This is a genomic window from Novosphingobium sp. KN65.2 (assembly GCF_001368935.1).
GTDB lineage: Bacteria > Pseudomonadota > Alphaproteobacteria > Sphingomonadales > Sphingomonadaceae > Novosphingobium > Novosphingobium mathurense.
Map to the genome: position 1 here is coordinate 1 of NZ_CCBH010000009.1, position 1,348 is coordinate 1,348.

Here is a 1,348-nt window from a genome sequence, read left to right on the forward strand (position 1 = left end):
GTCCTGGTCGCCATGATCACCGATGCGGCTGAACGTGATCCGGTGCTCTTTCGAAAGCTTGCCATTGCCGCCGCCGCTGAGAGCGCCGACGGCGAGAACCTGGAAGTGAGCCTGCGCGAGGCGGTGGAGCAGGCATGCGCTACACACGGGTTTATCGATTATGCGCGGGCTGGAGAATGGGCCGCTGGCGTAGACGCCGTGCTCGATGCGATGGCCGACCTGGCCTCCGGAGATCACGCCGCTCTGGTTGTGGACCTGGCGGATTACACCATCACCCAGATCGAGAAGGCGATCGAGAATATCGACGATTCTGACGGATATTGCAGTAATCTGTTCGAACGCGCGCAGCAGCTTCACTTCGCGGCCTGCCAGGCCGCCCGGCCGGACCCGGTCGCGTTGGCCGGCAAGCTGTACCTGCGCGAGACCCGCGGTGACTATGGCACCTTCCTTGGTGCAGCCGAGCAGTATGCGGATATCCTGGGTGAACCAGGGCTCGATGAGTATCGCCGGCTGGCCCGTGAAGCCTGGGACAAGCTGCCTCCCAGCATTGGACCGGCAAGGGGCAGCAGCGCTCATCGGTACGAATTGTCCAGATTGGCCTCGATCCTGGATTTCTTCGCCGAGTGCGATGATGATCTGCATGCCCGGATCGCACTGCGTTCGAAGGACTTGTCGTCTCAATGGGACTACTTTCGCCTTGCCGAGTTTTGCCTGGAGCAGGGACTGGCCGAAGAAGCCTTGCGCCACGCCGAAGAGGGCCTGTGGCTGTTCGAGGACGAAAGACCCGACGAGCGGCTTGTGAACCTGGCGGTCGACCTGCTTCTCAAGAAAGGCAGGAGCGCAGATGCTCAGGTTCAGCTTTGGCGGGCATTCAGGAAAGCCCCAAATCTTGATCTCTGTCGGCGCATGCGGTCGCTTGGCGGGGAAGAAGCCATACGGCAAATCCTGGACTATTTGCAGGGTAGATTGGCAAATGCCCCCGCGAACCGCTGGTCTTCGCCCGCCGATCTCCTGGTTCGCATCATGATCGAGGAGGGCATGTTCGAGGCAGCCTGGACGATCGTGTGCGGCCATGGTGCATCACGAGGCGTCAAGGAAACCCTCGCCTTGGTAAGTGAGGGGACGCACCCGCAGCAGGCGCTTGCCGTCTATGCAGAGCATGTCGAGGAACTCGTGAGTTCAGGTGACAAGCATGCATATCAACAGGCCGCAACATTGATTGGGCGGATGAGCACGCTGCAAAGCAGTGCCGAACATGGCGAATATGTCATTGCCGTCAGGCAGCGCCATGGCCGCAAACGCAATTTCATGAAGTTGCTCGCATGAGCCCGGGCGGCATTGCGTAATC

General features: G+C 60.5%; 1 protein-coding gene. It reads left to right on the plus strand.

From position 1 onward, the window contains the following. A partial coding sequence (locus tag SPHV1_RS25275) for a DUF6880 family protein (protein WP_054944218.1) occupies window positions 1–1,326 on the plus strand: 1,326 nt, incomplete at its 5' end. Window positions 1,327–1,348 lie beyond the last annotated feature (22 nt).